Source organism: Micromonospora sp. SH-82, assembly GCF_051132485.1.
In the GTDB taxonomy this organism is placed as follows: domain Bacteria; phylum Actinomycetota; class Actinomycetes; order Mycobacteriales; family Micromonosporaceae; genus Micromonospora.
On sequence record NZ_CP148049.1, the window covers coordinates 2,230,593 to 2,256,305 of the forward strand.

General features: G+C 71.2%; 17 protein-coding genes. 9 read left to right on the plus strand and 8 right to left on the minus strand.

Annotated elements, in window-relative coordinates; all coding sequences use genetic code 11:
- Positions 1–149 precede the first annotated feature (149 nt).
- Complete coding sequence (gene gatB / locus WHN02_RS10370) at positions 150–1,646, plus strand: Asp-tRNA(Asn)/Glu-tRNA(Gln) amidotransferase subunit GatB (protein ID WP_434743136.1); 1,497 nt, start codon at positions 150–152, stop codon at positions 1,644–1,646.
- A gap of 204 nt (positions 1,647–1,850) precedes the next feature.
- Here the strand turns inward: gatB and WHN02_RS10375 are convergent, their stop codons facing one another.
- Both WHN02_RS10375 and WHN02_RS10380 read right to left on the minus strand, forming a co-directional pair.
- Complete coding sequence (locus WHN02_RS10375; RefSeq protein ID WP_434743137.1) at positions 1,851–3,539, minus strand: metallophosphoesterase; 1,689 nt, start codon at positions 3,537–3,539, stop codon at positions 1,851–1,853.
- Positions 3,540–3,691: 152 nt separating this feature from the next.
- Positions 3,692–4,861, minus strand: a complete 1,170-nt coding sequence (locus tag WHN02_RS10380) for a PQQ-dependent sugar dehydrogenase (RefSeq protein WP_434743900.1) — start codon at positions 4,859–4,861, stop codon at positions 3,692–3,694.
- Between the two features lie 70 nt (positions 4,862–4,931).
- On the opposite strand from WHN02_RS10380, the gene WHN02_RS10385 reads away from it, so the two are divergent.
- Positions 4,932–5,858 (plus strand): 2-hydroxyacid dehydrogenase, encoded by a 927-nt coding sequence (locus tag WHN02_RS10385; RefSeq protein ID WP_434743138.1) that lies wholly within the window; start codon positions 4,932–4,934, stop codon positions 5,856–5,858.
- Here the strand turns inward: WHN02_RS10385 and WHN02_RS10390 are convergent.
- Positions 5,852–6,292, minus strand: a complete 441-nt coding sequence (locus WHN02_RS10390) for a PH domain-containing protein (RefSeq protein WP_434743139.1) — start codon at positions 6,290–6,292, stop codon at positions 5,852–5,854. The two genes, WHN02_RS10385 and WHN02_RS10390, sit on opposite strands and share 7 nt — an antisense overlap.
- A 191-nt stretch (positions 6,293–6,483) precedes the next feature.
- On the opposite strand from WHN02_RS10390, the gene WHN02_RS10395 reads away from it, so the two are divergent.
- Entirely contained in the window at positions 6,484–9,177 is a 2,694-nt protein-coding gene (locus WHN02_RS10395; protein WP_434743140.1) for a putative bifunctional diguanylate cyclase/phosphodiesterase, read from the plus strand.
- A 6-nt stretch (positions 9,178–9,183) separates the two neighbouring features.
- On the opposite strand, the gene WHN02_RS10400 is transcribed toward WHN02_RS10395, so the two are convergent.
- The gene (locus WHN02_RS10400) at positions 9,184–10,203 is read right to left on the minus strand and encodes a LacI family DNA-binding transcriptional regulator (RefSeq protein ID WP_434743141.1); all 1,020 of its coding nucleotides are present in this window, start codon (positions 10,201–10,203) and stop codon (positions 9,184–9,186) included.
- Positions 10,204–10,406: 203 nt separating this feature from the next.
- Between WHN02_RS10400 and WHN02_RS10405 the strand changes: the two genes are divergently transcribed.
- From WHN02_RS10405 to WHN02_RS10420, 4 genes are read left to right on the plus strand one after another with little or no spacing between them, the layout of a single operon-like run.
- Complete coding sequence (locus WHN02_RS10405) at positions 10,407–11,696, plus strand: ABC transporter substrate-binding protein (RefSeq protein ID WP_434743142.1); 1,290 nt, start codon at positions 10,407–10,409, stop codon at positions 11,694–11,696.
- Positions 11,693–12,622: a carbohydrate ABC transporter permease gene (locus tag WHN02_RS10410; protein WP_434743143.1), complete on the plus strand. Its 930-nt coding sequence runs from the start codon at positions 11,693–11,695 to the stop codon at positions 12,620–12,622. The genes WHN02_RS10405 and WHN02_RS10410 overlap by 4 nt, the downstream gene beginning before the upstream one ends.
- Positions 12,619–13,518, plus strand: a complete 900-nt coding sequence (locus tag WHN02_RS10415; RefSeq protein WP_434743144.1) for a carbohydrate ABC transporter permease — start codon at positions 12,619–12,621, stop codon at positions 13,516–13,518. The genes WHN02_RS10410 and WHN02_RS10415 overlap by 4 nt, the downstream gene beginning before the upstream one ends.
- Positions 13,515–16,013, plus strand: a complete 2,499-nt coding sequence (locus WHN02_RS10420) for a glycosyl hydrolase 2 galactose-binding domain-containing protein (protein ID WP_434743145.1) — start codon at positions 13,515–13,517, stop codon at positions 16,011–16,013. The genes WHN02_RS10415 and WHN02_RS10420 overlap by 4 nt, the downstream gene beginning before the upstream one ends.
- Here WHN02_RS10420 and WHN02_RS10425 read toward each other — a convergent pair.
- Positions 16,006–16,680, minus strand: a complete 675-nt coding sequence (locus WHN02_RS10425) for a formylglycine-generating enzyme family protein (RefSeq protein WP_434743901.1) — start codon at positions 16,678–16,680, stop codon at positions 16,006–16,008. The genes WHN02_RS10420 and WHN02_RS10425 overlap by 8 nt on opposite strands.
- A 180-nt stretch (positions 16,681–16,860) precedes the next feature.
- Between WHN02_RS10425 and WHN02_RS10430 the strand changes: the two genes are divergently transcribed.
- A complete protein-coding gene (locus tag WHN02_RS10430) occupies positions 16,861–18,870 on the plus strand; it encodes an FAD-dependent oxidoreductase (RefSeq protein WP_434743146.1) in 2,010 nt (669 codons plus the stop codon).
- 212 nt (positions 18,871–19,082) lie between these two features.
- Here WHN02_RS10430 and WHN02_RS10435 read toward each other — a convergent pair whose 3' ends face one another.
- From WHN02_RS10435 to ilvD, 3 genes are all read right to left on the minus strand, one after another.
- The gene (locus tag WHN02_RS10435; protein WP_434743147.1) at positions 19,083–19,694 is read right to left on the minus strand and encodes an RloB family protein; all 612 of its coding nucleotides are present in this window, start codon (positions 19,692–19,694) and stop codon (positions 19,083–19,085) included.
- Positions 19,675–21,009, minus strand: coding sequence for an AAA family ATPase (locus tag WHN02_RS10440; protein WP_434743148.1), 1,335 nt, complete (start codon positions 21,007–21,009; stop codon positions 19,675–19,677). The genes WHN02_RS10435 and WHN02_RS10440 overlap by 20 nt, the downstream gene beginning before the upstream one ends.
- Positions 21,010–21,256: 247 nt before the next feature.
- Positions 21,257–23,104: a dihydroxy-acid dehydratase gene (ilvD, locus tag WHN02_RS10445; RefSeq protein ID WP_434743149.1), complete on the minus strand. Its 1,848-nt coding sequence runs from the start codon at positions 23,102–23,104 to the stop codon at positions 21,257–21,259.
- Between the two features lie 110 nt (positions 23,105–23,214).
- Here ilvD and WHN02_RS10450 point away from each other — a divergent pair, with 110 nt between their 5' ends.
- A complete protein-coding gene (locus WHN02_RS10450) occupies positions 23,215–25,608 on the plus strand; it encodes a putative bifunctional diguanylate cyclase/phosphodiesterase (protein ID WP_434743150.1) in 2,394 nt (797 codons plus the stop codon).
- The last annotated feature ends 105 nt before the right edge of the window (positions 25,609–25,713 follow it).

A 25,713-nucleotide genomic window follows, 5' to 3' on the forward strand; every position in this document is an offset into this window, starting at 1 on the left:
TCCCGGGAATCGCCATGCGTCGATTCGTACCCCGGCCTGAGAGCGGTCACTCCGACGAGTCGGCGTGGTCGGGAAACCCGGCGGTGGGGTGGGGTGGCAACCCCATTAGGCTGGAACGGTTCTGTCCGGATCGCGCCTGGAGCGTCGCCATGACCACGACACTGCCCGCGTACGACGACGTCGTCGCGCGCTACGAGCCGGTGATCGGCCTGGAGACCCACGTCGAGCTGGGCACGAACACGAAGATGTTCTGTGGTTGCCCGACCGACTTCGGGGGGGAGCCCAACACCCGGGTCTGCCCGGTCTGCCTGGGGCTGCCCGGCTCGCTGCCGGTGGCCAACAAAGCGGCGATCGAGGCGACGATCCGGATCGGGCTCGCCCTGAACTGCTCCATCGCCCAGTGGTGCCGGTTCGCCCGGAAGAACTACTTCTACCCGGACATGCCGAAGAACTTCCAGATCAGCCAGTACGACGAGCCGCTCTGCGTCGACGGTTACCTGGACGTCGAGGTGAACGGCGAGACGGTCCGCATCGGCATCGAGCGGGTGCACCTGGAGGAGGACACCGGCAAGACGCTGCACGTCGGCGGGGCCACCGGGCGGATCCACGGGGCGACCGAGTCGCTCGTCGACTACAACCGGGCCGGCATCCCGCTCGTGGAGATCGTCACCAAGCCGATCCCCGGCACCGCCGAGCTGGCCCCGGAGGTCGCCCGCGCGTACGTCACCGAGCTGCGTGACGTCCTGCGCTCGCTCGGCGTCTCCGACGTACGGATGGAGGAGGGGTCGCTGCGCTGCGACGTCAACACCTCCCTCAACCTGCCCGGTCAGGAGTGGGGCACCCGGACCGAGACCAAGAACGTCAACTCGCTGCGTTCGGTGGAGCGGGCGGTCCGCTCCGAGATGCTCCGCCAGGCGTCGGTGCTCGACGCGGGCGGCCGGATCACCCAGGAGACCCGGCACTTCCACGAGGACACCGGGGAGACCACCTCGGGCCGGTCGAAGGAGACCGCCACCGACTACCGGTACTTCCCCGAGCCGGACCTGGTTCCGCTCGCCCCGGACACCGCCTGGGTGGCCGAGCTGAAGGCCGCCCTGCCTGAGCTTCCCCGACTGCACCGCCGCCGGTTGCAGCAGGACTGGGGCCTGTCGGACCAGGACATGCAGTCGGTGTTGAACGCCGGTGCGGTCGAGCTGATCGAGGCCACCATCGCCGCCGGGGCCACCCCGGCCGCCGCCCGCAAGTGGTGGCTCGGTGAACTGTCGCGGCGGGCCAACGAGGCGGGTGTCGAGCTGGCCGACGTCGGGGCCACCCCGGGGCAGGTCGCCGAGCTCCAGGGCCTGGTCGACGCGGGGAAGCTCAACGACAAGCTGGCCCGGACGGTCCTGGAGGGCGTGGTGGCCGGCGAGGGTACGCCGACCCAGATCATGACCAACCGGGGTCTGGAGGTCGTCTCCGACACCGGTGCCCTCACCGCAGCCGTGGACGAGGCGATCGCCGCCAACCCGGACGTCGCCGACAAGATCCGCAGCGGGAAGGTCGCAGCGGCCGGAGCCCTGGTCGGGGCGGTCATGAAGACCACCCGGGGGCAGGCCGACGCCAAGACCGTACGCGAGCTGATCCTGTCCCGCCTCGGCGCGAGCTGACCCAAACGACGTCTCTACCGCAGTCGGCAGTCGGCCCCGGATAGTCGGCCCTCGGTAGTCGGTACTCGGCCCCGGTCCACTGGACCGGGGGCCGAGCCACGTCTGCTCTCCCCGACAGTGGCACCTTTCGGTCCCCACCGGACCTTGGAAGCTTCGGCCCCTATGGGGCCACCCGCTTCCAAGATCTCGGGGTCACACCAGGAGTCAGCTGGTGGGGGTGGGGGTGGGGACGCTGGGCGTGGGGGTGGTGGGGGTCGGCGGGGTCGCGGTGGGCGTCGCCGTCGGGGTGGCCGGTTCGGGGCTGCGGGTGGGCGTGGGGGTGACCGGCAGGTTGGCCCCCGGGTCGGTGGGCTGGACGACGCGTCGTTCCAGGTTGACCTGCGCCTGGCCGGTGCCGCCGACGGTGATGTCGTCGTACGCCTGCAACTTCTTCTCGTCGTCGAAGTAGAGGACCGACATGCTCAGCGGGGTGGGTTCCTCGCCTTCCAGCCCGCGCAGCCCGGCCCCGCCGGTGGATCCCTGGACCATCAGCGTGGTGGGCTGCTCGCCGGGCACCTCCGGCAGCATCGACACCTGACGGTTGTGGGTGTGACCGGCCAGCACCAGGGGACAGGTGCCCGACAGGGGGCCGGCTGCCGCCGGGTCGTGGATCAGGGCGATGTCCACGGGGCGGGGGGAGTTGCGGACCGTCTGGGCGAGCTGCTCGCCGTTGTCGATCAGCTCGTTGGCGCCGGAGCCAGTCAGGCCACCGGCGGCCGGGGCGGTGCTCTTGTCGGGGGTGAACCGGGGGTCCCCGATCCCGGCGATGGTCAGTCCGGCCACGGTGGTGGCGGAGTTGTCCAGGACGATGGCGTTGGGCTGCCGGGCCACCGCCGCCGACGTACGCCCCGAGTCGTGGTTGCCCCGGATGTAGACGTACGGCTTCTCCAACAGGGCGATGGAGCCGACGTAGTTGGCCTCCGGCTCGCTGCCCCAGTCGGTGATGTCCCCGGTGTCGATCACCACGTCGACGCTGAACTGCTCGACGACGGTCCGGATGAGCTGCCAGCCGGTCGGGTTGAGGTGCATGTCCGAGACGTGCAGGACACGGGTGGTGCCGGGCTCCGGCTCGTACACGGGAAGGGCGGAGACGGTGGTGTAGAGCTGGCTGACGTTGCCGACGAGCCGCTTGAGCTGCTCGGCGTACTTGGTGTAGTCGTTGGCGATCTTGCGGGCGTCACCGACGATCGCCGGAGCGTTGACGAGCAGCCCCTCGTACCGTGGCTCCTCGATCGACTGCGGTCGGAGGGTGAGCGCGGCGGTGCCGAGGCTGCCGGCGGCGACGGCCAACGCCAGCGCCCCCGCCGCGGCGGTCCGCCGGGTGTCCCGGAAGATCAGGAAGGCCAGGATCAACGTGACCAGGACGACAGCGGCCACGGTCCGCAGGCCGAGCCGGACGACGCCGTCGCGGACGTCGTCGACGGCGGACTGGCTGGCCCGGGCGATGCTCGCCGGGTCGTCGATGAGTGCCTGGGTCCGGGTCTGGTCCAGCGCCCCCAGCTCGACGGTGAGGTGGGTGGGGCCGCTGTGGCTGTCCAGCAGCAGGGAGCCGAGCGGGGGGATGTCGACGCTGGTGCCACCGGCGGTCGACGGGGTCAGGCTCAGCTCGGCCCGGAACGGGCCGATGTCGGTCCTGACCTGCCCGCCGGCCAGGGTGCCGAGGAACACTCCGGTGAGGGCCACGGCGACCACGGCCAGGGCCACGCCCAGCCGGCGCAGCCGACGGCGTCGGTCCGATGTCAGCCCGTCCGGCCGATCGGTCCGGCCTGATCGTGGTATCCACCGACGGAAGCCCGTCGTGTTCCGGGCATCGGTGTCCCGGGTCCTGTCCTGGTCGTTCCCCTGGCCGTCCATGATGAGATTCTGACCTGCCCGTTGAAAGATCTTGGCAAACCGGCGTCACCGGTTCCGACGAATCCGTCTCACCGGTCCCGGTGGTATCCCTGGCCCGCCCGGTACCTCGGCGCCTCGGTCGTCCCCTGCGCCCCACCGGACGTACCGGGTCGTCAACTGCGTCCGGCCCCACCGTCGGCGAGGACCAGTCGCAGGATCCGGTCGTCCTCGGGGGCCGGTTCGCCCCGCCCGTCGTGGTTCGAGGTGCTCACCCAGATCGAGCCGTCCGGGGCGGCGACGGCCGCCCGGAGCCGCCCGTACCGGCCGGTGAGCACCTCACGGGGCTGGCCGAGGACCGTTCCCGCCTCGGTCGTCTCCACCAGCCAGACCCGTTCCCCGCGCAGGCAGGCCGTGGCGAGCAGCTGTTCGGTGACGGCGAGACCGGAGCAGGACGCCTCCCCGGTGGGCCACTGCACGATCGGGTCGGCGTACCGGTCGTCGTCGGAGCGTCCCTCGACCGCGGGCCAGCCGTAGTTGCCGTTCCTGGTGATCTGGTTGATCTCGTCCCAGGTGTTCTGACCGAACTCCACGGCGAACATCCGCTTCCCGGCGTCCCAACCGAAGCCCTGCACGTTGCGGTGCCCCAGGGACCAGACCGGCGAGTCGGCCCGGGGGTTGCCCGGTGCCGGCTTGCCGTCCCGGGTGATCCGCAGGATCTTCCCGCCGAGGCTGTCGCGGTCCTGCGACAGCGCCCGGTCACCGGCGTCCCCGGTGCTGGCGTAGAGGTGACCGTCCGGGCCGAAGCCGAGGCCACCGCCGTTGTGGACGTTGGCCTTGGGGATGCCGGTCAGGATCGGGGCGGGTCGGCCCCCGAGTTCCATCCGGGCGATCCGGTTGTCCCGTTCGGTGGTGTAGTACACGAAGATCGTCCGGTCCCGCTGGTAGTCGGGGGAGACGGCGATGCCGTGCAGCCCTCCCTCGCCCCCCGGGGCCACGTCCGCGACGGTCTGCACCACCGACACGGTCAGCCCCTCCGGCCCCGACTCCGGGCCGACCTGGAGGATGCGTCCGCTGTCGCGCTCGGTGACCAGTGCGCCGCCGTCGGGCAGGAAGGCGATCGCCCACGGCACCCGCAGCCCCTTGGCCAGGACGGTCGCCACCACCTGCGTCTCGCCCCCACCCGGGTCGGCACTCGCCGACGGGGTGGGCAGGTTGGGCGGCTGACCGGCCGGGTCCGGCTCCGGCTCGCCGAAGCTGCAACCCGCGAGCACCAACGCCGCGCAGGAGGTCGCGGCCGCCGCGCGGAGCCGACCGGTGCGGGGGTACGACGGGGTACGGGCCATCATCCGCCCCAGCCTAGTCGCCGGGCATCCGCCCGGCGGGACCCGGCAGGGCGGACTATCGTCGGCTGACGTGAAGGTCTGGATTCCCCACCCCGCCGGCCGTGACCTCCTCGGTGACCTGCCGGAGGGGATCACCGTCGAGGTGTTCGACGATCCCCGACGGCTCCCGTCCGACCCGACGGGGGTCCGGTTCTGGGTGCCGCCCTTCCTCAGCGGCGAGGCGGCCTCGGCGGTGCTGGCGCGCCTGCCCGACCTGGCGGCGGTGCAGTTGCTCTCGGCCGGTGCCGACGCCTGGGTGGGGCGGGTCCCCGACGGGGTGACCCTCTGCGACGCCCGGGGGGTCCACGACTCCGGCACCGCCGAGTGGGTGGTCGCCGCCATCCTGTCCCAGCTGCGCGCCTTCCCGGCCCTGGCCCGTGCGCAGGCCCGCCGACAGTGGGCGTACGACGAGGTCACCCCGACCGACGAGTTGGCCGGCAAACGGGTCCTGATCGTGGGTGCCGGGTCGATCGGCGCGGCGGTCCAGGCCCGGCTGGCCCCCTTCGAGGTCACGTTCACCCTGGTCGCCCGGACGGCCCGCCCCGACCAGGGGGTCCACGGTGTGGACGAGCTGCCTGCCCTGCTGCCCTCCGCCGACGTGGTGGTGGTGATCGTGCCGTTGACCCCGCAGACCCGGGGCCTGGTCGACGAGGCGTTCCTCGCCGCGCTGCCGGACGGGGCGCTGGTGGTCAACGCCGCCCGGGGGCCGGTGGCCCGGACCGACGCCCTGGTGGCCGAGCTGACCACCGGGCGGATCTCGGCGGCGCTGGACGTCACCGACCCGGAGCCGCTGCCCGCCGACCATCCGCTCTGGGAACTGCCCAACGTCCTGTTGACGCCGCACGTGGCCGGTTCGGTACGCGGGCTGCTGCCTCGGGCGTACCGGCTGGTGGGGGCTCAGGTACGGCGCTTCTCCGCCGGGGAGCCGTTGGTCAACGAGGTGGTCGGGGGCTACTGAGCGGGGGGCTTCCCGGCGGCCCCCTCGTCGGGGGCGGGGTCGCCGCGCTCGTCTGCCGGAGTCTCCTCCTCGGCGGTGGTCGGCTCGGTGACCGCCACCAGCCTGGGCAGGTCCACGCCGCGGACGGCGGGCAGCGCGAACACGGTGCCGTCGTCGAGGCGTACGGCGCCCCGGCCGCGTTGGTCGGGGAAGAGTTCGACCACCCGGTCCCAGGCGATCCTGCGCCGCCCGACGAGCCCCTGTAGGCGCAGCTCCCGGGCGTCGGCGTGGGTGCCGGTCCGCCATCCCCACAGCACCACGGCGAGCGGCACCAGCAGCACCGGGGACAGGTACCAGTGGGCGCAGGCCAGTGGCAGCGCCCCGATCGTCGCCACGCCTGCGGCGACCACGATCGCCTGGCTGTGCCGGAAGTGGACAGTGTCGACACGACTCACCCCCCGATGGTCCCACCCGGCCCCGATCCGGCCGGACTCGGGCGGCGGTTCCCCCGGCATCCCCCGTCGGCAGTGACGTGCATCACGACATCCGTCGCGCTCGGGGCGTAACCCACGACGGCTCGGCTCGTTCGGCCGATCAGTGGCGGTCCGACACCGCCCCGCCCCGTGCCCCCTCCACGAAGGCGACAGTGCCTGTGCTGCTCCCCACCCGCGTGCTGCGTACCCTCCCGACCTCCCGACCCTCGGCCGATCTCGTCGTACTCGCCGGCGGGCTCCTCGTCGTCGTCGCCGGGACCGCCGCCCTGATCCCCGTGCCGGTGGCGGTCGCGCTCGGCGGGATCCTGGCCGCTGCCTCGGCCGTCCTGCGCCTCGGCCGACCGACAGGGGTGTACCGCCCGGCGGTGCTGCTCGACGCCGCCGTCCTGGCAGCCGGTACGACAGCAGTCCTGCCCGCCCTCGTCCCGGTGCAGCACCGGGCCGTCGCCGCGACGGTCGGCCTGGCGGTCTCCGCCGGTCTGTTCGGGGCGGGGCTGCACCTGCTGCCCGGCCGGACCCGCCCACAGTGGTCGGACCGGTTCCGAACCCTGGCCGAACCGTCGGTGGCCTCGGTCGGGCTCTGCTTCACGGTCTGGGTGCTGCTACCCGACGGGGTGCCGCAGCCGGTCCGGTTGCCCGCGGCGATCGTCGCCGGTCTGCTCGCCGTGTCGGCCCTGACCGTGTTGACCGGCCGGTACCCGCGCTTCGCCGCCACCTGTCGGGGCGGGGCGCTGCTGACCCTGCTCGGGCAGGTCGTCCTGGTGGCCACCCTGGCCGCGCCGGAGGCCGACCGGTCGCCGGTGGTGGCGATGGTCGCGCTGCTGGTCGGGGCGGTGGTGACAGCGGTCGGGGTCCGGCAGGCGGCAGGCTCCGGCTCGGCGGGCACCCTCGCACCGGCCCGTACGCGGGTCCGCGCCGTCGTCCCGGCAGTGGTGGTCCTCACCGTCGGAGGCCACTACTTCGGCACCGTCGAGGCGATCGAACCGACCGTCTACTTCTTCGGGCTGGCCGTGGTACCCCCGCTCGTGGTCCGGGAGTTGATCCGCACCGCCGACCAGCGTCGGCGGGGCGCCGACCGGACCGAGGGACACGCCCGGGTTCACGCCCTGGTGGCCGGCGGACGGGACCTCGTCCTGCTCCTCGACGCCGAACAGCGGGTGATCTGGCAGTCCCCGGCCGGTCCGCGCCTGTTCGGCCTCGCCGACACCGCCGTCGTCGGGCGGCTGCTGCGCGACCTGGTCCACCCCGACGACGTGGCGCGGGTGGCCGCCCGGCTCGCCTCGGTCGAGGGCGAGAACGACGGGGGTCTGCTGATGGCCCGCCTCACCGACGGTCGGGGCGGCTGGCGGGAGACCGAGTCGACTGTCAGCGACCAGCGCAGCGTGCCCGAACTGGGTGCGCTGGTCCTGCACGTACGCGACGTCGGGGACTGCCGTCGACTGGAGCAGCGGGTCCTGCAGCTCGCCGTCACCGACCAGCTGACCGGGGTGGCGAACCGGTGCGCGTTGTTGGGGGCCGTCGCCGAGCTGCACCAGGGACACCTGCCCACCGAGTGGGCCGAGGCGACAGGGGAACCCGAGGCCCGGCCGATCCGCCCCCGGCCGCCCGGGACGTCGTGGCCGACCGGGCCACAGCCCGTCGGGGCGCTGCTCATCGTGGAACTGCACGGTCTCAGCGGAGTCAACGACGGCCAGGGGCGGGCGGCCGGTGACGGGGTGTTGATCGAGGCAGCCCGTCGGCTGCGTACCGCCGCAGGTCCCCAGGACCTGGTCGCCCGACTGACCGGTGACGAGTTCGCGGTCCTCACCCCGGTCGGGCCGGTGCCCGCGTACGCCCTGGCCACCCGGATGTTGACGGCCCTGAGCGAGCCGTACCGGCTGGATCCGGATCCGGCAGACCAGGGCGACGCCGGTCCCGAGGTCCGGTTGCAGCACAGCATCGGGCTCGCCGAGATCGACGGCGGGGATCCCGACGACGTCCTGCGCCAGGCCGACCTGGCCCGCCGTCGGGCCGCGCAACTCGGTCGGGACCGCATCGAGTGGTACGACGAGGAACTCGAACAGCAACTCCTGCGACGGCTGGAGCTGGAGCGGGGGTTGCCCGGGGCGGCGGCCCGGGGCGAACTGGACCTGGTCTACCAACCCGTCCTCGCCCTCATCGACCGGTCGCCGGTGGGGGTGGAGGCGCTGCTGCGCTGGCGCAGCCCCGAGCTGGGTACGGTGCTGCCCGGGGAACTGCTGCCGGTGGCGCAGACCCGGGGGCTGATGGGTGAGCTGGGTCGTTGGGTGCTGACCCGGGCCTGCCGACAGCTCGCCGACTGGACGGCGACGGGGGCCACGCTCTGGGTGGCGGTCAACGTCACCTCCGAGGAGTTGCTGGCCCCGGAGTTCGTCAGGCACCTCTGCGCGGTCCTGGCCGAGTACGGCCTGCCCGCCGACCGGCTGCTCGTGGAGATCTCCGAGCCGCAGCTGCCCGGCGACGAGGGCCCCGTGGCCGCCCGCCTGGGGGAGCTACGGGCGATCGGGGTGCAGACCGCGTTGGACGACTTCCGGACCGAGCACGCCTCGCTGAGCCACCTGCGTCGGCTCCCCCTCGACCTGTTGAAGATCAGCCCGGATCCGGACGGGGCCGACCAGACCCTGCTCGACGTCCTGGTCGGCCTGGGTGACCGCCTCGGCCTGACAGTGGTCGCCGAGGGGTTGGAGTCGATGGAACAGGTGGGCGACGCGCGGCGTTCGGGGTGCCGCTACGGGCAGGGCTACGCGTTGGCCCGACCCGCCACCGCCGAACGGGTGGAGGCGTACTTCGAGGAACGTTCCGGAGGGTCCGACGCCGCCGACAGCTGAACCGGTTCAGAAGGTCCGGGGCGGGGCGGTGCTGCCCCGGGGGGTCAGGTGGGCCGTCTCGTCCTGAGCCCCGGTGGCCGGTCCGCCGGCGACCACGGCGAGCAGTGCCCGGGCGGCGTGCGCGCCGTACGCCGGGATGTCCCTGCCGAGCGCCGTCAACGGCGGGTGGACCAGTCGACACAGCGGCGAGTCGTCCCAGGCCACGATCGACAGGTCGGCCGGGACCGACAACCCCATCTCCTGGGCCACCGACAGTCCGGCGATCGCCATCACGTCGTTGTCGTAGATCACCGCGGTGGGGCGGTCGGCGGCGCTCAACAGCCGACGGGTCGCCCGCGCCCCCTCCTCGCCTGTGTAGTCGGCCCAGACGGTCACCGGGGCGGTCAGGTCCGACCGGCGACACACCTCGTCGAAGGCCTCGGTGCGGACCCGGGTGTGCAGCAGCGACGCCAGCCCGGCGACCCTGGCGATCCGTCGGTGCCCGAGGGCCACCAGGTACTCCACCGCCTCGACGAGGGCCGCCGCGTCGTCGGACCAGACGTGGGCCAGGCCCCCGGTCCGGGCGGGTCCGCCGATCACCACCGCCGGAAGTTGCAGGTCCCGCAGGGCGGGCACCCGGCGGTCGTCGATGCGCAGGTCGCAGACGAGGACCCCGTCGACCCGCCGCTCGGCCCACCACCGTCGGTACACGGCGATCTCGGCGTCCGGGTCGGCCACCACCTGGAGGGTCAGCGCGTACGACCGGGCGGAGAGTTCGGCCTCCACCCCGCTGATCAGCTCCATGAAGAACGGTTCGATGCCGAGGGTCCGGGCCGGGCGGCACAGGGCCAGGCCGACGGCGTTGGCGGTGGCCCCGGAGAGGGCCCGTGCGGCGCTGCTGGGGCTGAACCCGATCTCGGCGGCGATGTCCATGATCCGTCGACGGGTCGCCTCGGAGACACCGGGCTGGCCGTTGAGGGCGTACGAGACGGCGCCCTTGGACACCCCGGCCCGCCGGGCGACGTCGGCGATCGTCGGCCGCTTCACCCAGGGGCCTCCTCCCGTGCTTCGGTGCTCGACCACTCACGCTACTTCACCCGGACCCTTTGATGATCACCCATGGGGTGGTGCTGTCGGTGGGCCGGTCCGGTGGGTGATCTCCGGCGGCGTTGACACTCCACAGGGGTGCCCGTACGGTGGCCTGACTTATCCGGTTCAGTCAACGTTCATCGATATCGGGAGCGTTCCGCATGCGCCGAGGAAGTACGAAGTCGTCCTGGATTCGCTGGACCCGCGCGGTCGCTGTGGGTGCGGTCAGCCTCACCCTGGTCGCCGGGTGCAGCGGCAGCAGCACCGGTGACGGTGCCGACGGTCGGGTCACCCTGAGGGTCAACTTCTGGGGTGACTTCGGTCTGGACCAGCTCAAGGGCAGGTACGAGGCCGCCAACCCGAACGTGCGGATCGTGCTCAACTCCGGCGAGTTCAACGCCCAGCACGAGGACCTGCAGAAGAAGCTGGTGGCCGGCTCCGGGGCGGCCGACATCGCCGCTGTCGACCAGGGCTTCGTCGTCCAGTTCCGCAGCCAGGCGGACAAGTTCGTCAACCTCCTCGACAAGGGCGCCTCCTCGTACGAGAGCCGTTACCTGCCCTGGAAGTGGAAGCAGTCGCTGTCGGCCGACGGCAAGACCCAGATCGGCCTCGGCACCGACGTCGGTGGGCTGGCCATGTGCTACCGCACCGACCTGTTCGCCGCCGCCGGGCTCCCCACCGACCGGGACCAGGTCTCCGCCCTCTGGCCCACCTGGGACGAGTTCATCGAGGTCGGCAAGGGCTACACCGCGAAGTCCGGCAAGAAGTTCATCGACTCCGGCACCAACCTGTTCAACCCGATCCTCGGCCAGCAGCAGGCGGGCTTCTACGACGAGCAGGACCGACTCCGGATGGACGGCGGCCCGAAGGTCGCCTTCGACTACACCATCAAGGCCCTCCAGGCCGACATCTCGGCCAACCTGACCAGCTTCCAGACCGACTGGAACCGGGGCTTCGCCAGTGGGGCCTTCGCCGTGCTCGCCTGCCCCGCCTGGATGCTCGGCCACATCAAGGAGACCGCGCCCGACACCGAGGGCAAGTGGGACATCGCCGCGGTGCCCGGGGGCGGCGGCAACTGGGGTGGCTCGTTCCTGACCATCCCCAAGCAGAGCAAGCACGTCGACGAGGCGTACAAGCTGCTGGAATGGCTGATCCAGCCGGAGCAGCAGATCGAGATCTTCAAGGAGGTCGGCAACCTCCCCTCCCAGCCGGCGCTCTACACCGACCCGGCGATCACCGAGTTCAAGAACCCGTTCTTCAGCGACGCCCCCGTCGGGCAGATCTTCCCGAAGATGGCCCAGGGCCTCACCCCGCAGTACCTGGGCCGACGCAACGGCCCGACGTCGGTGGCGGTCGAAGACGTGATCCGCCGGGTGCAGAACGACACCCTCAAGGGCGACGCCGCCTGGGCCGAGGCGGTCAAGGCAGCCGAGAAGGCCGCCAACGGATGAGCTGGCGGGACCGCCTCCACCGGTTCGACCTGAGGTACGTGCCGTACCTGCTGGTCGCCCCGTTCTTCCTGATCTTCCTGGTCTTCGGCATGTTCCCGCTGCTCTACAACGGGGTGGTGGCGCTGCGGCACTACCGGCTCGACGACCCGACGCTGACCGGCTGGGCCGGATCCGACAACTTCGCCCGGCTCTTCACCGACTCGGACTTCTGGAACGCGCTCTACAACACCCTCGGGATCTTCCTGCTCTCCACAGTGCCGCAGCTGTTCCTGGCGCTGGTCCTCGCCTCGCTGCTCAACCGCAGACTGCGGGCGCAGACCTGGTGGCGGGTGGGTTTCCTGGTCCCGTACGTCACCCCGCTGGTCGCCTCCACCCTGGTCTTCGGGGTCTTCTTCTCCCGCGACTTCGGGTTGGCCAACTGGGCGTTGCAGACCCTCGGCCTCGGCGACCCGGCCGCCCCGATCGACTGGCGGGCCACCAAACTCGCCTCCTGGACGGCCATCGCCACCATGGTCAACTGGAAGTGGATCGGCTACAACGCCCTGCTCTACCTGGCGGCCATGCAGTCCATCCCCCGCGACGTGTACGAGGCCTCCGCGCTCGACGGCGCGGGGGCCTGGCGGCAGCTGTGGCGCATCACCGTACCGATGATCCAACCGGTGGTCCTGTTCACCGTGGTCCTCTCCACCATCGGCGGGTTCCAGCTCTTCACCGAGCCGATGCTGTTCGAGCTGAACTCCCAGGCCGCCACCGGTGGCGCGAACGGGGAGTGGCAGACCGTCGCCCAGCTCATCTACAAGGTCGGTTGGAAGGACCTCAACCTGGGCTACGCGGGGGCGATGTCCTGGGCCCTGTTCCTGATCGTCCTGGTGGTGGCGGGCTTCAACGCCTGGCTGACCGGCCGACTCTCCGGAGGTCGACGATGACCGCCCCGAACACCGACGCCCCGGAGCGGACCCGTCGGGGGCGGTACGCCGCAGTGGGGCGGGCTCCCCAGGACACCCCGGCCGGCATCGGCACGTACCTGCTCCTGGCCACCTCGATGATCTTCGCCGCGTTCCCGCTGTACTGGATGTTCGTCATCGCCACCAGCACCGACGAGGCGCTCGCCCAGGTCCCGCCGACGGTGGTGCCCGGCAGCCGGTTCCTCACCAACATTGAGGAGGTCTTCTCCTCCCAGGACGTCTTCTTCGCCGCCGGCCTGGTCAACAGCTTCGTCGTCTCCACCGTCGTGACCGCCTCGGTGCTGTTCTTCTGCTCACTGGCCGGCTTCGCCTTCGCCAAGCTGCGGTTCCGGGGCAGCCGGGTCCTGATGCTCTTCGTGATCCTCACCCTCACCGTGCCCAGCCAGCTCGGCGTGGTCGCCCTCTACATCGTGATGGGGGAGCTGGGCTGGAACGGGACCCTGCTCGCGGTCATCGTCCCCGGCCTGGTCAGCGCGTTCGGCGTGTTCTACATGCGACAGGTCATCGTCGGCTCGGTCCCCGACGAGCTGATCGAGTCCGCCCGGATGGACGGGGCCTCCACCCTGCGGGTCTATGCGAGCATCGTCCTGCCGACACTCCGCCCGGCGTTGGCAGTGCTCGGCCTGCTGACCTTCGTGGCCACCTGGAACGACTACCAGTGGCCGTTGATCACGTTGGGTGGGACCGACTTCCCGACCTCGATGGTCGCCGTCTCCGACCTCGCCGCCGGGAACTACGTGGTCTACCGTCGGGTGCTCGCCGGGGCGTTCGTGGCCACCATCCCCCTGCTGATCATGTTGGTGGTCGGGGGCCGGCAGATCGTCCGCGGAATCATGGAAGGTGCCGTCAAGTCATGATCCAGCAGAACCTGCACGACGGGTGGACGGTGCGGGCCGTACCCGGCACCGAACCGGTCCCCGCCGAGATCGTCGACCGGAGCCTCCCGGCCGGCGTCCCCGGGTGCGTGCACACCGACCTGCTCGCCGCCGGGCTGATCGACGACCCGTACCTCGACGACAACGAGGTCCGGCTGGGTTGGATCGGGCGCACCGACTGGACGTACACCACCACCGTCGACTGGCGACCGGGTGACGACGACCGGGTCGACCTGGTCTGCGCCGGGCTCGACACGGTGGCCACCGTGACCGTCAACGACGTCGAGGTCGGCCGGGCCGAGAACCAGCACCGGAGCTACCGGTTCGACGTCGGTTCGGTGCTGCGACCGGGCGAGAACACCGTCGCGGTACGCCTCGACTCCGCCTACCGGTACGCCGAGGGGCACCGGGACCGTCTCGGTGACCTGCCGAACGCGTACCCGGAGCCGTTCAACTTCATCAGGAAGACGGCCTGCAACTTCGGCTGGGACTGGGGACCGACTGTGGTCACCGCCGGCATCTGGCAGCCCATCGGGCTGCACCGCTGGTCCACGGCCCGGCTGGCGACGGTCCGGCCCCTGGTGACCGTCACCGGTGCCGGTGCCGGTGACGGGGACGGGGATGCGGGTGTCGAGGGTGCCCGGGGTGCCGGTGCCGACGTCGGGCGGGTGGAACTGCACGTCGCCGTCGAACGCGCCGCCGACGTCCCGCTGACCGTCCGGGCGACGATCGCCGACGTCACCGCCGAGGTCACCGTCCCCGCCGGGCAGGACACCGCGGTAGTGGCCGTGACGGTCCCCGACGTCAGGCGGTGGTGGCCCCGGGGGTACGGCGAGCCGCACCGGTACCCGTTGACTGTCACCCTCCACGACCCGGCCGGGACGGTCCTCGACGAGTGGTCCCGCCGGGTCGGGTTCCGGACCGTCACCCTGGACACCACCCCCGACGCCCACGGGACCCCGTTCACCCTCGTCGTCAACGACCTGCCGATCTTCGTCAGGGGGGTGAACTGGATCCCCGCCGACGCGTTCGCCGACCGGGTCACCCCGGACCGGCTCGCCCACCGGTTCGACCAGGCGATCGGGGCGAACATCAACCTCCTGCGGGTCTGGGGCGGCGGCAGGTACGAATCCGAGGACTTCTACGACCTCGCCGACTCCCTCGGCCTCCTGGTGCAGCAGGACTTCCTCTTCGCCTGCGCCGCCTACCCGGAGGAGGAACCCTTCGCCACGGAGGTCGCCGCCGAGGCGGCCGAGCAGGTCACCCGGCTGTCGACGCATCCGTCACTGGTGCTCTGGACCGGCAACAACGAGAACATCTGGGGCTGGCACGACTGGGGCTGGCAGGAGCAGCTCGCCGGGCGGACCTGGGGCCTGGGGTACTACCTGGACCTGCTGCCCCGGATCGTCGGGGAACTGGATCCGACCCGCCCCTACTGGCCGGGGAGCCCCTGGTCCGGGCGGGAGGACCTGCACCCCAACGACCCGGCCCACGGCACCATGCACATCTGGGACGTCTGGAACACCGACGACTACACCAGATACCGGGAGTACGTCCCCCGGTTCCTCGCCGAGTTCGGCTACCAGGCACCCCCGGCGTACGCGACGCTGCGCCGCGCCCTCACCGACCAGCCGCTCGCCCCCGACTCGCCCGGCATGGCCCACCACCAGAAGGCGGCCGACGGGGACCGGAAACTCCAGCGCGGGCTCGACGCCCACCTGCCCGCCCCGACCGACTTCGACAGGTGGCACTACCTCACCCAGCTCAACCAGGCCCGCGCCATCCAACTGGGGGTGGAGCACTTCCGCTCACACCGGGGCGTCTGCATGGGCACCATCGTCTGGCAGCTCAACGACTGCTGGCCGGTGACCTCCTGGTCGGCGATCGACGGCGACGGCCGCCGCAAACCCCTGTGGTACGCCCTGCGCCGCGCGTACGCCGACCGGCTGTTGACGGTCCAGCCCCGTGACGGTGCGCCGGCAGTGGTGGCTGTCAACGACACCGGGCAGCCGTGGCGGGGTGCCGCGACGGTCACCCGGGTCACCCTGGACGGCGAGATCCGGGCGAAGACGACGACCGAGGTGGACGTGCCGGCGTACTCGGTGGTGACGGTGCCGCTCCCGGCGGAGCTGACCCGACCCGACAGGGCCACCGCGGAACTCCTCGTCGCCGAGGCGGGGGAGGGCGTCGACCGGGCACTGTGGTTCTTCGCCGAGGACCGGGACGTGACCTGGCCGACGGCGGACTTCGACAGCACCGTCGAACGCGTCCACGGCGGCGTACGGGTCCGGGTCACCGCCCGGACCGTCCTGCGTGACTTGACCCTCTACCCGGACCGTCTCCACCCGGACGCCGAGGTCGACGAGGCCCTGGTGACCCTCCTGCCCGGTGAGACGGCGACGTTCACGGTGCACGCTCCGGTCCCCCTGGACGGCGCCGCCCTCACCATCCGCCCCACTTTCAACACCGTCAACTGACGTGAGGAAGGGGGACCGACCGGGCCACCCGGAAGCCGAGGTCGTCGATCCGGAGCGTCGGATGACTGCGCCGCCGCACCGAGGCGCGGCAGCTCCAGTGCTCGTCGAACCAACCGCCGCCACGCAGCACCCGGTACGTGCCGTACACCTCGGCGTCGTAGACGTCCCAGCACCACTCCCAGACGTTGCCGAGCAGGTCGAACAGGCCCCACGAGTTGGGGCGGAGGCCACCCACCTCGTGGCTGCGCTCGCCGGAGTTCCCCCGGTACCAGGCGATCTCGTCGAGAGGCCCGTACCGGGGTCCGGTGGTGCCGGCCCGGCAGGCGTGCTCCCATTCGGCCTCCGTCGGCAGCCGGTACCCGTCGGCCGCCGGATCCCACGCCACTCCCGAGCCGTCGTCGTCGGTCCCGCCCTCGATCCGGTACGCCGGCGTCAGCCCCTCGATCTCGGAGAGCAGGTTGCAGTAGTGGACGGCGTCCGGCCACGACACACCCTCCACAGGCAGGTGCTCACCCTGCGCCCCACTCGGGTGGGTGCCGGTCACCGCCGCGTACTGGGCCTGGGTGGTGGGCACTGCGGCGAGGGCGAACGCCGCGACCTCGACCGACCAGCTCGTCTGCGTACGCCGATCCGACAACGTCACAGTCCCCGCCGGTACGGTGATCATCTGTCGTCCCCCGTTGGTCTGCACCGGGACACGATAGGTCGAAGAGCCCCGGGGGCCGCCACGGCGGGCGCGGTCGGCGTGGACAGGCGGTCTTGACACATCCGTGGCTATCCACAAGGGTCGATGGTGGGCTCGGAGCCCCTCCCGGGCCGCACCCCTGTCGCCCGGGAGGCACCCCCGATGTCGCCTGCCCTCACCCGTCGTCACCTGCTGCGCCTCGGTGGCGCGACCTTCCTGGTAGCGGGCACCTCCGGGTGGAGCCTCCCCGCCCTGGCCGCCACCACGGTCAGCGCCGACCTGGTCGTCTACGGGGCCACCTCCGCCGGGATCGTCGCCGCCGTACAGATGCGCCGGATGGGCCGGACCGCGGTGATCCTCGACCCCGGTCAGCACGTCGGAGGGCTCACCACCGGCGGGTTGGGGGCCACCGACAGCGGGACCAGCGCCTCCATCGGGGGTCTGGCCGCAGAGTTCTACCGCCGGGTGCAGGTCAAGTACGTTCCGGGACCGGTCACCCCCGCCACCCCGCTGCGGCTCAGCTTCGAACCGCACGTCGCCGCCGAGGTCTTCGACGACCTCCTCACCGAGTACGCCATCCCGGTGTACCTGGGGGTCCGGCTCTCCGGCGTGGACCGGTCCGGTAACCGGATCACCGGGCTGACCGGGTCGAATGGGCAGCACTTCACCGGCCCGATGTTCCTCGACGCCTCCTACGAGGGGGACCTGCTGGCGCTGGCCGGGGTGAGCCACACCGTCGGCCGGGAGGCCAACTCGGTGTACGGGGAGACAGTCAACGGCACCCAACTCCGTACCGGGCACCAGTTCACGCTGCCCGTCGACCCGTACCGCACCCCCGGCAGCGCGGTCAGCGGCCTGCTGCCCGGGATCTCCGGTACCCCGGTCGCCCCCAACGGCACCGGGGACGACCTGATCCAGGCGTACAACTTCCGGATGTGCCTGACCAGGGCGGCCGACCGGATCCCCTTCACCCCACCGGCGGGGTACGACCCGGCCGACTACGAGCTGCTGCACCGCTACGTCCAGGCCGGTTTCGCCGGACCCTTCTTCACCACCCACAACGTCGGGGGCGGCAAGACCGACTCCAACAACCACGGGGCCTTCTCCACCGACTTCATCGCGGCCAACCACGGGTATCCCACCGCCGGATGGGCCCAGCGGGAGACCATCGTCGCCGAACACCTGCGGTACCAGCAGGGGTTGATGTGGTTCCTGGCCACCGACCCCCGGCTACCGGCGAGCATCCGGACCGCGACCGCCGCCTGGGGCCTGGCCCCCGACGAGTTCACCGCCACCGGTGGCTGGTCCCCCCAGGTGTACGTCCGGGAGGCCCGCCGAATGATCTCCGGGTACGTGATGACCGAACGGGACTGTCGGGGCTCCGGGCAGGTGTCCGACCCGGTGGGACTGGCCAGCTACACGATGGACTCGCACAACTGCCAACGGGTCGTGGTGAACGGGGTGGTCCGCAACGAGGGGGACGTCCAGGTCGGAGTCCCCGGCCCCTACCCGGTGGCGTACCGGTCGATCGTCCCCACCGAGTCCCAGTGCGCCAACCTGCTGGTGCCGGTCTGCCTCTCGGCCAGCCACATCGCCTACGGCAGCATCCGGTTGGAACCGGTCTTCATGATCCTGGCCCAGTCCGCCGCCACGGCCGCCGTCCTGGCCATCGAGTCCGGGCAGTCGGTCCAGCAGGTGGACCCGGCGGCCCTCCAGACCCGGCTGCGTCAGGACGGGCAGATCCTGACCTGGCCCCCCGGCGGCGAGGGGGCAGTCACCCTGGACAACGCCGGACTCGGGGTCACCCGGGGCGGCACCTGGCTGGCCAGCACCGCCATCGGGGGCTACCTCGGGGCGAACTACGAGCACGACGACAACACCGGCAAGGGGGAGACCTGGATGCGGTTCACCCCCACCCTGCCCAACTCCGGCACCTGGACGGTCTACCTGCGCTGGACCGCCAACGCCAACCGGGCGGCGAACGTCCCCGTCGACATCGCCCACGCAGACGGGGTCACCACTCGTACCGTCGACCAGCGCTCCTCCGGCAGCCAGTGGGTCGCCCTGGGCACCTACCCCTTCACCGCCGGCACGGCCGGCAGCGTGCTGATCCGCACCGACGGCACCACCGGGTACGTCGTCGCCGACGGAGTCCGCTTCGACCCCGCCTGACCACCGCAGTGGTGGCGAACGGGCGGCGGTCGAGGTCCGCTCTGCGGCCCGTGAGCGTCCCGCGCCTGCGGGACGCGGTGGCCGTGGCCGTGGCCGTGGCCGTGGCGGGGCGGGTGATACCCGAACTGCCTCCTGTGGAGCTGCCCCGTCCATGGGACCGCACCCAGGCATGTCCCGGCCCTGACGCCGAAGCCAGGCCGGCCGTGCCGCGGTCACCGGGGGTCGCGCAGCTCCTCGACCAGTCGCCAGACCGCCGTCGAGGGGTTGGCGTCAGGTGGTTCACCGAGCGCTCGGGCGTGCGCGGTGGCGGTGTCGACCCCGTCCCGAAAGCCGACGAAGGCGAGCTTGGTCTTGTCCCAGCCCTCGACAAGCCTGCGGAGGTGGTCGCGTGCCTTCTTGGCGTTCTCCAGATACCGGGTGCAGTTCTCGTGGTGCAGGATCAGCCACACCTCGAAGCAGGGGTTCGACCAAAGCAGGCCCACCCGGAGGCGCTGTGCCTCCTTCGTAGCCTCGCCCGTAAGGAACTGGTCGACGTCGCAGACGACGTACGTCTGGTCGAAGTCGTTGTCGTCGCGTCGACGGGCTGCGTCCCGCACGGTGCCGAGCGGAGAGCCCTTCTCGACCACGACCACGAGGCGGTGGCGCACCCACGGTTCCCGCCCGAGCCCTTCGAGGTAGGCGCGCTCGGTGGATTCACCGTTGGTGACGGCGAGGATCGTCCGCCGCTGCTCGCGGAATCCGACTCTGCGCTGGAGGTCGGTCTCGCGGATGGTGCCGCTCTTCGTCCGGCTCGTGGTCTGCCGCTCACTCCGTCGCTTCGTCATCCGCCTGTCCTCGCGCCGCGATCGCCTGCTCGAACAGGTACGCCGACAGGTCCGGTACCGCACCGTAGTTACCGTTCAGGTACCGGCGCTGGCGGTTCTCGCCCTCCTTGCGGGGCTTGAAGTCCGTCAGCGGGTAAAGGGTGGAGGCACCCTCGGAGTCCTTCTCGGCGAACCAGATCTCGTCCCGGTGGAGGATCTCCTCGGTGTCGATTGTGCCCAGAAGGGCAGCGTCGTGGCTGGTGAAGATCAGCTGACTGTGCCGGGGGTTCGAGACGGAGGACTGAAAAAGCCCGATGAGTTTCGCGGTGAGCAACGGGTGCAGGCTCGCGTCGATCTCGTCCACACACATCGTGCCCCCGCCGTCGAGCACCGTCGCGGCTTCGATGGCAAGTCCGAGGAGCTGTTGGGTACCGGTCGACTCCTCCGCCAGCTCGAACAGCACCTCACCCACCGGCCCCTGATGGGCGAACTTCAACCGCTTCCCTCGGGCGCTTCCCCTGTTACGCGCGTTTCTTGGCATTCCCACCTTCCCGTCCCTGTTGGGTTTGCTCGGTGCGAACGAAAAGGCTGCTTCTTCGGTCACCGTAGTCGTCACCTCGACGACATCGACGATCCCGACATCGGCTGCCCGTAGCAGTTCGATCAAGGTGCTTCTACTTGCCCCGCTCTCCGGCCAGCCGGATCCGTTCAGGGGGATTCGATTGACGGAGTGTGGTTGATGACGACTGGACATCTTCTGAAACCACCGGTACGTGTCCCGTAGGGGCTCCGGGCTGGCTTCGTCAGGGCCGGCGGGGCGGTTGTCGAAGCGGGAGACGGTGCTGAGGAAGAGTGCCGTCGGGGCGGTGACCTCGGCGATCCGTTCCAGCATGACCCGTTGGCTGGACTCCTCGCCCCACGCGTAGGAATCGCCGGTGCGTTCGAAGACCCGACGCTTTCGTCTGAGTGGATAGTGGTAGAGCCACTCGTTCAGTACGCCGTCGTTGTCGAGGGTGAAACCGTAGGTGTGCCTGACGCCCCCCAACTCGATGTCGACGACGTAGTGAGAGGAAGCGTCGAGAGAGTCGGGGGTCATCCGGTAAGGCTCGCGAGGCACCCCGAGACCCGGCTCGACCTCACGGTCGGAAAAGATCACGAAGCGACGCATGAAGGACAGGGCGTGCAGGCAGTTGGACTTGCCGGAGGCGTTGGCCCCGAAGACGCCCACCACCCGGACCGCCCGGGCGTCCTCGTCGTCGCGGTAGGCGGGGGTCAGGTTGAGTTGCTGCTCGTCCCGGAACGAACGGTGGTTGGCGAAGCGGAAACTCAACAGCATGACTGTGCCCTCTGATCTCAGGCTCTCCGGCCGTTCCCTGCGAGTAAACCACGCAGGAGGGCCCGGAGCAGTCATCCTGCCGGTGCTTCGCGATCCTCGTGCCCGCAGGCTGCGGAGCCGGAAGGGCACTGAGGTGGATGGGTGGTCGTGCGGAGGGCATGCATCGCGTCGGCGGCCGGAAGGTGATCGCTGAAAGGAGGGGCCCCTTCTTAACCGTAGGCGTTAAGAAGGGGCCCCTCCTTTCAGCTCACTCGGGGACGCGGCGGTAGGCGCCGTCGCTGGCGGAGGTGGCCATCGAGGCGTACGCCCGCAGGGCTGCGGTGACCGGACGGACCCGGTCGATCGGGGTGTACGGCTTGTCGCGCTTCTCCTGGGCGATCCGGCGGGCCTCCAGCACGTCGGCCGGGACGTTCAGCTCGATGGACCGGTTCGGGATGTCGATGACGATCTCGTCCCCGGGCTCGACCAGGGCGATCAGTCCACCGGAGGCGGCCTCGGGGGAGGCGTGTCCGATGGAGAGTCCGGAGGTGCCGCCGGAGAACCGGCCGTCGGTGAGCAGGGCGCAGGAGCGGCCCAGCCCCCGGCCCTTCAGGAAGGAGGTGGGGTAGAGCATCTCCTGCATCCCGGGGCCGCCCTTGGGGCCCTCGTACCTGATGACCACGACGTCCCCGGCGACGATCTCCTTGGCGAGGATGGCGGTGACCGCGTCGTCCTGCGACTCGTACACCTTGGCCGGGCCCCGGAAGGTCAGGCACTCCTCGGGCACCCCGGCGGTCTTGACGACGCACCCCTCGGGGGCGAGGTTGCCGTGCAGGATGGCCAGCCCACCGTCGGCGGTGTACGCGTGCTCGGCGGAGCGGATGCAGCCGTCGGCGGCGTCGGTGTCCAGCGACGACCAGCGGTTGGTGGTGGAGAAGGGCTCGGTGGTGCGGACCCCGCCGGGGGCGGCGTGGAACAGCTCCTTCGCCTCCTCGGTGGCCTTGCCGCCGCGCACGTCCCAGTCGTCCAGCCAGCCCTGGAGGGTGGGGGAGTGCACCGAGTGCACGTCCCGGTGGAGCAGCCCGGCCCGGTTGAGCTCGCCGAGGATGGCGGGGATGCCACCGGCCCGGTGGACGTCCTCCATGTGGTAGTTCGGCGAGTTGGGGGCGACCTTGGCCAGGCAGGGGACCCGGCGGGAGACGGCGTCGATGTCGGCGACGTCGAAGTCCAGTTCCGCCTCGCGGGCGGCGGCGAGCAGGTGCAGGATCGTGTTCGTCGACCCGCCCATCGCCACGTCGAGGGCTACGGCGTTCTCGAAGGCCGACCGGTCGGCGATCGTACGGGGCAGCACGGTGGCGTCGTCGGCGTCGTACCACCGCTTGGCGATTTCCACGACGGTCCGGCCGGCCTCGACGAACAGCGACTTGCGGGCGGCGTGGGTGGCCAGTGTCGACCCGTTGCCCGGGAGGGCCAGCCCGATCGCCTCGGTGAGGCAGTTCATCGAGTTGGCGGTGAACATCCCGGAGCAGGAGCCGCAGGTGGGGCAGGCGGAGCGCTCGATCTCGCCGAGCTGGTCGTCGGTGACGGCCTCGTTCGAGGAGGCGATCATCGCGTCGATCAGGTCGATCTTCGAGTGCACGATCCCCTCGATCGCCACCGTCTTGCCGGCCTCCATCGGGCCGCCGGAGACGAAGACGGTGGGGATGTTCAGCCGCAGCGCGGCCAGCAGCATCCCCGGGGTGATCTTGTCGCAGTTCGAGATGCAGACCAGGGCGTCGGCGCAGTGGGCGTTGACCATGTACTCCACGGCGTCGGCGATCAGCTCCCGACTGGGCAGGGAGTAGAGCATCCCGCCGTGTCCCATCGCGATGCCGTCGTCGACGGCGATCGTGTTGAACTCCCGGCCCACCCCGCCGGCCTCGGCCACCGCGTCGGCGACCAGGCCGCCCATGTCCTTGAGATGGACGTGGCCGGGGACGAACTGGGTGAAACTGTTGGCGATGGCGACGATCGGCTTGCCGAAGTCGTCGTCGGTCATCCCGGTGGCCCGCCAGAGGGCTCGGGCGCCCGCCATCGTCCGACCGTGCGTGGAGGTCCTCGACCGCAGCTCAGGCATGACTCCAGTCTGTCACCGTCGACGGCGTACGCCCCAGGTGTGTGCGCTGTGTCCCAACAGATGCACACCCGGTACCCCGCCACGGGGACGCATCGGGCAGAGTTGTGCGCGTGCCTTTCCCCTCTGGCGTCGCCGTCGCGGCGTTGAGCGGGCTCGTCGCCGCCACCGCCACCGTCCTGCTGATCGTCGCCGTCCGACCCCGCTCCGGTCGCTGCCGGGTCGGTCAGCTCCTGTTGGTGCTGGCCGCGGTGACGGCGACGGCCGGCCTGGCGGTGGGGTCGACCGTCGGGGTCGGTGATCTCGACCACTCCGGTTCGGTCCCGGGTGGGCGTGGCGTCCTGGTGTGGCTGGTGGCCGCCGGCACCGTGTCCAGCGGCCTGATCTTCTGTCTGTGGCTGCTCCGGCTGCCCGGGGCCAGGACCTTCGACGCCGCCGCCGGTCGGCTGGCGTTGGACGGTCTGATCGTCGCCACCGCCGTCTGGTTCGTCGGGTGGGTGCTCTTCTCCGAGCCGACCCGGCTGCTGGGGGCGGCCACCCCGGCCGTTGGTCCGGCGATCCTCCTGGCCACCGTCAGCACGGCACTGACGGTGGGGCTGGGCCTGATCGTGGTCCTCCGGGCGACACCACGGTCCCGGTTGGCGGTCTTCGCAGCCGGGGTCACCGGGGTCACCGTCGGCGGGCTCGGCATCTGCGCCGGGGTCGCCCAGGGCGGTGGCCTGCCGGCGCTGCTGGGGGGCGTCCTGCTCGCCGTGGGGCTGCTGGTGGTGGCAGTGGTGGCGACCCGGCCTGAGGTGCCCGGCCAGGTGGACGTCGACCGGATCGGTCGGGACAGCGGGTACGCGGTGGTCCCGATGGTCGCCATGGCGACCTCGGCGATGTACCACCTCCTCCAGGACGGGCGGTTCGACGCCCTCGGCATCGTGGCCGGCAGCGTGGAGGGGTTCGCGCTGGTGGCCCGGCAGTACCTCACCCTGCACGACCTGCGCGGGTACGCCGGGCTGCTGGCCGAGCGGGAGCAGCACTTCCGGGAGTTGGCGCACACCGACGCGCTCACCGGGCTGGCCAACCGGCGGGGGTTGCTGGGGGAGTTGTCCTCGTGCGCCCGGGCCGGGACCCCGCACGTGTTGATCAGCCTGGACCTGGACGGGTTCAAGATCGTCAACGACATGCGCGGGCACGACGTGGGTGACGCGGTGCTGGCCGAGGTGGGTCGGCGACTACGGGCCAACGTACGCCCCGAGGACGTGACGGCCCGGCTCGGCGGGGACGAGTTCGCGGTGCTGATCCACGGCGGGCCGGAGGTCGCCGCCCCGATCGCCCAGCGGCTGCTGGACGTGCTCGGTGAGCCGTACGAGCAGCCGGGCGGTCCGGTCTTCCTGTCGGTCAGCATCGGCGTGGCCGGCCAGGGCGACCAGGGGCCCGAGGCGACCGCTCCGACCGACATGCAGTTGATGCTGCGCCACGCCGACCTGGCCCTGCGCTACGCCAAGCAGCGCGGCAAGAACCGGATCGAACGCTACGACGTCGCCTACGACCAGCTGCTGCGTCGGCGGACCACTGTCGAGCACGAGCTGCGGGGGGCGATCGGACGGGGCGAGCTGAGTCTGGCGTTCCAGCCGGTGGCCTCGCTGCCGTCGGTACGCCCGGTCGGTGCCGAGGCGCTGCTGCGGTGGCGTCATCCGGAGTTGGGCAGGGTCGGGCCGGACGAGTTCATCCCGCTGGCCGAGGAGTCCGGGATGATCGCCAGCCTGGGGGCCTGGGTGCTGGACCAGGCGTGTGGGCAGCTGTCCCGCTGGCTGGCCGACGGTCACGACGTCTGGGTGTCGGTGAACGTCTCGCCCCGGGAACTGCACGCCCCGGAGTACGTCAGGCAGGTCGCCGAGGCGCTGCGCGCCCACCGGGTGCCGCCGCAGCGGCTGGTCCTGGAGGTCACCGAACACGCTGTCGCCACCGATCTGGACGAGCTGATCCGACGGCTGACCGCCCTGCGCCGGACCGGCGTACGGATCGCCCTGGACGACTTCGGCGCGGGGTACTCGTCGTTGGGCCAGCTGCGTCGGCTCCCGATCGACATCCTCAAGATCGATCACAGTCTGGTGGCGGAGCACGAGCCGGTGCGTCCGGTGGACCGGGACGGGCCGGCCTTCGCCCCGATGGTGGACATCGTGATGCGCCTCGGTCACCAGCTCGGGTTGGAGGTGATCGCCGAGGGGGTGACCAATCGCACGGAGTTGGCCGCTGTGGTCGCCGCCGGGTGCCGGTTCGGTCAGGGCGCGCTGTTCGGCTGGGGCGTCCCGGCCGAGCACCTGGAGGCGATGTTGGACGCGGCGACGAGCCCGGGGGCCCGCCCGTCGTCGGCCGGTCCGCCCCCGCAGCGGCCCGGTGATACCGACCCTGAACAGCCCGTACGTCCCTCGGGCGGCGCGTCGGAGGGCGGCACGCCGGGATCCGTTAACCAACATGTGGGATCAGTTGACTCATCGCGTGAGATGCGTCAGGCTTAGCCCCATGTCGTCTAACCGGTCGCTGCGAGTACTTATCTGAGCGCACTCTCCCTACCTGAGAGTGCGCTGGCCCCGTGCATCTGCACGAGGGCTTTTTTGTTGCCG